The organism is Paenibacillus sp. J22R160, assembly GCF_059692135.1.
The window spans coordinates 1-6,999 of the sequence record NZ_JCAUAU010000043.1 but is presented as its reverse complement, the minus strand read 5'-3'; the positions used below and the strand labels follow the sequence as shown (position 1 = coordinate 6,999).

Below are 6,999 nucleotides of genomic sequence, written 5' to 3'. Positions count from 1 at the left end.
CCATAGCGGATCGACCTTCCTCTCCCAGCCATGGTAGCAGTATTGACAGATTTTTCGTCCCATTTTCATCATCTGTGATGCGGCGCTTGCGCTGCATGTGTGGCTAACGGGCAGTTTTGTTGAAAAGAGCGTACACGAAGCAGGAAATTGTTGGGTTTAAGGCGAAGACAATCTTGATTGAAGTAATCCATATTATGGGAGTGTTCACTATGTCAGAGATTATTATCGATGGTTCTTCTTTCGTCTTGTTAGTCAAAAATTTGGATCAAACCGTTCAGTTTTATTCCGATTTAGGCTTCAAATATGAAGTGATCGGTGACAAGGTACTTCACCACCATGTTTCGAGAGGTAAACTGACTCTTATTCTTGTTGAAGCTAAACAAGAAGATGAGGTTAAACCAATCAGTTCCAGATACGAGGAACAATATTTTGATGTATATTGTTATACGAATGCCGTTGATTTGATAGCTCAAGAAATTATGGAAAAAAATATAACCATCGTTAGAGAGCCGAATTACACAAATCATTGGAGCGAGTTAACGTTCCGTGATCTCAATGGCTATCAAATTACCGTGGGTGGAGGCATTGTAAATAAAGAACTTATTTCGGGATAATGACTCGGGAGTTTAAACTAACGTAAGAACGATAGTTCATCACCGAAGAGAAGGCAGTCGATTGCGTATGGATCGGCTGTCTTAATTACATTTGCGGGCAGATTAAGGGGGGCAAATTGGTTTATTATGTTTGAAAATTTAATTAATACGAGGTCACAAAATTTAAAGGTTCGATTCTACAGTAGTTCATTACAGAAAGACATGGAAGCTCTAATCTACTTACCTCAATTCTATAATGAAGAAGAGATATATCCTGTTCTCTATCTGTTGCATGGTTTTTCAGGAAATCAAAATAGTATGTTAATTCATCACGGGATGGAAAATGTACTTGATAATCTTATTGGAGGAAAGAAAATCGGTCCACTTATTGTTGTAGCACCTTACTACGAGGGAAGCTACGGTATAAATTCTGCATTAGAAAATAGAATTTGGAGTCAGAATGAGGATGGTTCAAACAAACGCTATGAAGGACGCTATGAAGACTTTTTAACAAAAGACTTAATTGAATATATTGATGGTAATTTCTCAACAATATCTAATCGTGCAAACAGATTTATTGGAGGATGGTCTATGGGGGGTTATGCAGCAATGCATATTTCCTTCAGAAACATCCAGCTTTTTTCGAAAAGTGCTGGAATGGGAACTGGTATTCAGAAATATAAAACTAACCAGCAAGTATTTAATTGGATGTATCCTAATGATGAAGTTAGGGAAAATAGAGATCCGTTATTATTAGCTCAGAATATAGATTTAACTTCTTTGGAAATTTACTTGAATTGTGGGAATGATGATTCCTTTCTAAACGCTAATTATGAGCTTTATGAAATACTTAATAATCGGCAATACAGAGTTACTTTTCGTTCTAATAGTGGTGGTCACACAGCGAAATACATAAAAGAAAACATGGAGGACTTTCTTCTCTTCTTCGGAACTATATAACCACCAGTTGATTCAACTAACGGAGAACGATAGTGAAATAAGCAGGAGCAGATTGCCGCGACCGGCAGCTGCTTCTTTTTCCTATATGAATGAACAGGGAGCTGATAGTTGAATATGGGATTAACTTTATCAGAGAGATGATCACCGTTCTTGGGCTGGCCGAATATAACAGTATAAAGAAATCCGTGAGGTGTTATTTGATGTTGTTTTCTGTATTGCAACTAATTGGTGGAGTTATTCTTTCTTTAGGTTGGATTCCTCAAATAATTCAAATTTTGAAAACTAAATCAGTTTCAGATTTAAGTTTAAAAGCATACTTACTTATGTTTTTAGGAATCAGTCTCATGGAGACTTATGCTATTAGTTTGTCTGTCACTGGTGCTGGCTTAGCTTTTTTGGTAACAAACACATTATCTTTATGTGTTGTGCTATTCGTTATCACTTTAATTTTACGGTATCGATAACTCTAAATGAATCGACGTGGGTTCTGTTATACTAATGTGAACAACTTGAGAAGGCAGCTGACCCAATTGGATCGGCTGCCTTCTCAAGTAACGGGCAGGATAATGGAAATGTCTGGAGATGAGATTATGGGATATAAAAGTGAAAATAAACGTTTTGTGATATGTCCATATTCCAATGATGTTTATAATCGGAGGCTAGAATTTATGCAAAGTAGATTAGAACAAGACATTATTTCAACGGCAGAAAGCTTTACAAATAATTTTTCTGATAAAGGGAATTTTGATTTTAGTGTACAAAGCCTACGTAAAGTAGACGATATTCTTGAAGAATTATGTGAGTATGGAATAGATAATGATTCTTTGGATTCTGTTTCTTCTATGGTTGGAAGTTACATTTTCGAAGTAGCAAGAAGGAACTATGGTGGGAAGTATTATTGGACACAAGATAGAGAACAACCTCTTTTAGTTACTGGTGAGCCAGATTTTTCAATTTCAATTTTTGCTTTCGATAAAGTTAGAGGTAGAATTCAGAATGGGAAAGAAGATGACATATCGTATTACTTTGATGGTTATATCAATGCAGTTGAAAAAGGTAAGGAAACAGGTTATCGTGCAACAATTGTTTAAAGTCTAGGAGATTAAGCTAACGAGGAAGTACGACAAGTTCTGCCATAAGCACCATACAGTGCGAAAAGCAGGAGATTACGGCAGTGATCTCAACTTTACAACCGAGGATGGGAATGACGGAACCATGTATCCTGAAACCATCCCGCCAATACTCCTGCGCGCGTCATGTTTAACAGAGCATGAGGTGTGAAGTACAGGTAGATTCGGCAGAACGAAGGCTAGAGCCATTTTGAGAAAAAAAAAAAAGGTATGCCAACGGATATGTCGCGCGGCTGAGAAGCTGGATATGGTGAGAATGTTCGTACTGAATCGAACTGACGAACTTCCGAATGTACAGGTCTAAAGTTAGAGCACACGGAAACGTGTGTACCATCAAACGATGGGGTGAGCGGCGTAAAGTAAAACTTTTCTCTATGAAATACGCTATGCCGAACAAAGGTGGCATCAATCTCACAGGCTTAGAGGAAGCACCTAAGTCCAGAATAGATAGCTAGGCTGTAAGGGACTTGGAAAGCAAGGGACGTTGCAAGAAGGGCTGTTACCCGAAACGGTTGCAATAAGGCATTTGCCGAAATGTATTTATCCTTGTGAGGGTAGGGGCACGACTGATGAAGCCTCTGTAATGGAGGTGGAGGAACAGCCTCAAGTCTAACTGAAAAGAACGATCATTTTCCATACGTGAATTGCACCGATCAGGTAGGAATGTGGGGACATCGCTTCGTTTAGGAGGGATGCCACAGTGCAAGCTTTACGAAATTGGGAGTATTACGGCATGACGGAATCTTTTACGGATTTGTACAAAAGATCAGCAAACAGAGAAACCTTCCCACATCTGTATGAGATCGTCACATCCAGAGAAAATATCTTGCTGGCTTACCGTACGATGAAGTCGAATAAAGGATCAAAGACACCAGGAACAGATGGGTTAACCATCAAAGACATTGAACAACGACCCGAACACGAATTAGTAAGTGAAATCCAAAATAAGCTACAAAACTATCGCCCCAAGAAAGTCAGACGGAAGCTCATCGAAAAAGATAACGGTAAGATGAGACCACTTGGCATCCCATGCATCCTCGACCGCATCATTCAACAGTGCTTCAAACAAGTCCTTGAGCCAATAGCTGAAGCCCAATTTTACAACCATAGCTATGGTTTCAGACCCCTTCGATCGGCACACCATGCCATGGCAAGAGTACAGTTTCTCATTAATCAGGCTTCGATGCATTATGTAGTAGACATCGACATCTTGGGTTTCTTCGACAATGTCAATCACACGATGCTGTTGAAGCAACTTTGGAACATGGGCATTCGATCTAGCTTGTATCTCTAAAATGCTAAAAGCTGAAATCGAGGGGGAAGGAATACCTTCAAAAGGTGTGCCACAAGGCGGGTTACTGTCAACACTGCTCTCGAATATTGTACTAAATGACCTAGATCACTGGGTCGCAGGTCAATGGGAGCTCTTTCCGCTGAGAAAACCATTCAAATCAAGAACTGGCGAAAGAGCTGCGAAAATACGCTCAAGTCTGAAAGAAGGCTATCTGGTGCGTTACGCCGACGACTTCATAATCATATGTAGAGATTGGAGATCGGCTCAGAGGTGGTACCATGCGGTAATTCTGTATCTTAAAGATCGCCTGAAACTAGACGTTTCTCCGGAGAAATCGCAAATCATTAATCTGCGAAAGCGAGAGTCGGAATTCCTTGGGTTTACAATCCGAGCGAACAAAAAGGGGCATAAGCGAGTAGCGCATACGGGCATTAAATCGGGCAAAATACAGAAAATGAGGAGCGAAGCCAAGAAGCACATCATCAAAATGAGGTCTTCACCAACGGTATTCACCGCAGCTCGGTTCAATAGCTTTGTTCTTGGGATTCACAACTACTTCAATCGGGCAACACATGTAAGTGTTGCGTTCTCACGCCTTGCCTGATCTGCGAGCTTTCATGTACAATCGTCTTAAACAAATCGGGAAATACGAACATCCTGCAAACCCACCGCCAACGTACAGCAAATTCTACAGCTTGGGTTACAGGACTTTTAAAGTAGCAGATGTTTATTTATATCCTCTTGCCAATGTGAAGACCAAGAACACGATGGGCTTTAGTACAGGTCTTTCACTCTTTACCACAGCAGGCAGAGAAATAATATACAAAAAACTTCGACCAGATTTACGCCAGGAAATTTACCTCCTATCGAAATCTAGCATCCCGAATCAAAGTGTTGAATACATGGATAATCGGCTTAGCCGGTACAGCATGAAGTTGGGGAAATGCGAAATTACAGGCATGTATCTCTTCGCACCCGATGTTCACTGCCACCACTATATCCCGCCCCGAGCAGGTGGAACCGACAAGTTTAACAACTTGCGTATCCTCCACAAGGAGGTCGGGCAACTAATCCTTCAAACACAAAAAGAGACGATTGACGTACTCACGAATAAACTTGGTTTAACGGAATTGATGATGGTTCAGATCAACAAATACCGTGAAAAATATGCATTAGGACCAGTTTAACATATCCCAAAGCAATGAGTAACGAGGAACTTATGATTTAGTAAATTTAGTTAGAGGGAACGCGGAGTACTGGGAAACTCGTACGCTCCGTGTGGAGCAGGGGAAAAGCTGGAGATCACATCAAATGCTTACCTATTGCAACCGTTTGTTAAAAAAAAGAAACCAGGACGAGGCTGCCGGCATCAATCGGCAGCCTCATTAAAGTAACGGGGAGTTATCCGTTGTAAAATAGAGGTAATTTGATTCACAGGTGGGGGAAATTATGAAACATATATGCCCTGTTTGCGGATATGATGAGTTACAACAAGCACCATATGATGCTGATGGTAATGAATCCTTGTACAATCAAAACCTGAGGTTTGGGATTTAAATCAACGGCTGAAAAAAATCGAAAGAATACAGCCGATGTATATCCCATTTTGGAAGAAGAAAGATACCCCAAAGTGGATTGAAGCTGGAAAGATACTCGCATCAAATTCAACCGATAAAGTGGCTTGTCCAGAGTGTGGTAATCATTTTCTTATGGTTCAGGATGTTCCCATTATGTATGCAAACAAAATTGAAAGAATTATTTCATGCCCTGCTTGCTTCGCGAAGAACATGATTTTAATGCCATATAACAGTTGACCGTTCAACTAACGAAAGATAATCACGACTTGACGGCAGCCGGTATAGATTGGGCTGCCGATGTCCGTTTACGTAACTGTTTTTAATATCAAATTCTACCTACCTAAAACGTGGGATAAAAGTTATACTAAAATGAGCTGCAGGAAAACCTGCGGATGTATCTTACCAGCAGAGGTAGTCAATTTCATGAGAGGTTATCGTACCATGATAAAGGGTGATGAAAATGGAAATTAAACAGTCAGTTGGTTCTAGTTTTCTGGATGTAAATGGAACTAGTTTTTATTACGAGGTAACAGGGACGGGAGAACCGTTGCTGTTGATTCACGGCTTCAATCTAGACACCCGATTGTGGGAGGATCAAATAGAGGAGTTATCGCAAAAATACATGGTGATCCGCTATGACATCCGAGGATTAGGCCGGACACCCGCGACAGAGATAGAGTTCACTCTGTACGACGATACACGAGCAATTCTGAAAGGCTTGGAGGTAGATCAGGCACATGTGGTTGGACTGTCGTTTGGAGGTACGGTTGCTGTTGAGTTTGCGCTCGCTTATCCGGAAATGGTGAAGAGCCTGACTTTAGTCTCGTCAGCATTGATGGGGCATCCCCGCACCGATCTGCGACTGCGTGATATGGAGCGTTTTAACGAGATATATAAAAACGGGACACGCGAGGAAGCACTGGAAATGGATATCCAGATGTATTTTGACGGTCCTGGATCCCTTGCGAATGAAGTAAATAGGAAAGCAAGGGAAAGGTACCGGATGATAGCGGAGCACGCGTTTTCTTTACCGGAGTTCGGTAAGGGGCTTACATTGCTATCACCTCCTCCAATTGAACGTCTGGAAGAGATTAAAGTACCTACGCTGGTCATTGCGGGTGATCAGGATTATCCTGATTTCCTGCAGATTGCGGATGTACTTACTGAAAGAATTCAAGGGGCACAAAAAGTCGTTATCAAAGGTTCTGCTCATTTACCTCCGATGGACCAACCTGAGGTCTTTAACCGTTTGGTTCTACAGTTCCTTGAACAACTCTCTTAAATTCGAATCGAAAACACCTGTTTAAACTATCTCCTTCCAAAAATTAGAAAGTATTACGCTCCCATGAAAATTAAATCTACAGTCACTAAAAAAGTCAATAGTAAAGAAGACGCAGCTAATCCAATTTAAAAAAAGGGTGGAGCGCCTGAAATAAAGAGGTATT

General features: G+C 40.8%; 8 protein-coding genes. All 8 read left to right on the top strand.

Features of this window, described 5'->3' with window-relative positions; all coding sequences use genetic code 11:
* Positions 1-209: 209 nt before the first annotated feature.
* The 8 genes from AC58UW_RS33165 (at position 210) to AC58UW_RS33130 (ending at position 6,836) form a co-directional block, all read left to right on the top strand.
* Positions 210-614 (top strand): VOC family protein, encoded by a 405-nt coding sequence (locus AC58UW_RS33165; RefSeq protein WP_497424757.1) that lies wholly within the window; start codon positions 210-212, stop codon positions 612-614.
* Between the two features lie 126 nt (positions 615-740).
* Positions 741-1,553, top strand: coding sequence for an alpha/beta hydrolase (locus AC58UW_RS33160; protein WP_497424756.1), 813 nt, complete (start codon positions 741-743; stop codon positions 1,551-1,553).
* Between the two features lie 89 nt (positions 1,554-1,642).
* On the top strand, positions 1,643-2,017 hold the full coding sequence (locus AC58UW_RS33155; RefSeq protein WP_497424755.1) for a SemiSWEET family sugar transporter: 375 nt from the start codon (positions 1,643-1,645) through the stop codon (positions 2,015-2,017).
* A gap of 108 nt (positions 2,018-2,125) precedes the next feature.
* Positions 2,126-2,644: a hypothetical protein gene (locus tag AC58UW_RS33150; protein WP_497424754.1), complete on the top strand. Its 519-nt coding sequence runs from the start codon at positions 2,126-2,128 to the stop codon at positions 2,642-2,644.
* Between the two features lie 739 nt (positions 2,645-3,383).
* On the top strand, positions 3,384-3,977 hold the full coding sequence (locus tag AC58UW_RS33145; RefSeq protein WP_497424753.1) for a reverse transcriptase domain-containing protein: 594 nt from the start codon (positions 3,384-3,386) through the stop codon (positions 3,975-3,977).
* Position 3,978: 1 nt separating this feature from the next.
* Entirely contained in the window at positions 3,979-4,581 is a 603-nt protein-coding gene (locus AC58UW_RS33140) for a reverse transcriptase domain-containing protein (RefSeq protein ID WP_497424752.1), read from the top strand.
* Positions 4,574-5,164: an HNH endonuclease gene (locus AC58UW_RS33135; protein ID WP_497424751.1), complete on the top strand. Its 591-nt coding sequence runs from the start codon at positions 4,574-4,576 to the stop codon at positions 5,162-5,164. Before AC58UW_RS33140 ends, AC58UW_RS33135 begins: the two co-directional genes overlap by 8 nt.
* 844 nt (positions 5,165-6,008) lie before the next feature.
* The gene (locus tag AC58UW_RS33130) at positions 6,009-6,836 is read left to right on the top strand and encodes an alpha/beta fold hydrolase (RefSeq protein ID WP_497424750.1); all 828 of its coding nucleotides are present in this window, start codon (positions 6,009-6,011) and stop codon (positions 6,834-6,836) included.
* The last annotated feature ends 163 nt before the right edge of the window (positions 6,837-6,999 follow it).

What these genes read in the sequence shown, in the direction of transcription:
- AC58UW_RS33165 (WP_497424757.1), top strand. Translation starts at nt 210, where the DNA reads ATGTCAGAGATTATTATCGATGGTTCTTCTTTCGTCTTGTTAGTCAAA.
- AC58UW_RS33160 (WP_497424756.1), top strand. Translation starts at nt 741, where the DNA reads ATGTTTGAAAATTTAATTAATACGAGGTCACAAAATTTAAAGGTTCGA.
- AC58UW_RS33155 (WP_497424755.1), top strand. Translation starts at nt 1,643, where the DNA reads ATGAACAGGGAGCTGATAGTTGAATATGGGATTAACTTTATCAGAGAG.
- AC58UW_RS33150 (WP_497424754.1), top strand. Translation starts at nt 2,126, where the DNA reads ATGTCTGGAGATGAGATTATGGGATATAAAAGTGAAAATAAACGTTTT.
- AC58UW_RS33140 (WP_497424752.1), top strand. Translation starts at nt 3,979, where the DNA reads ATGCTAAAAGCTGAAATCGAGGGGGAAGGAATACCTTCAAAAGGTGTG.
- AC58UW_RS33130 (WP_497424750.1), top strand. Translation starts at nt 6,009, where the DNA reads ATGAAAATGGAAATTAAACAGTCAGTTGGTTCTAGTTTTCTGGATGTA.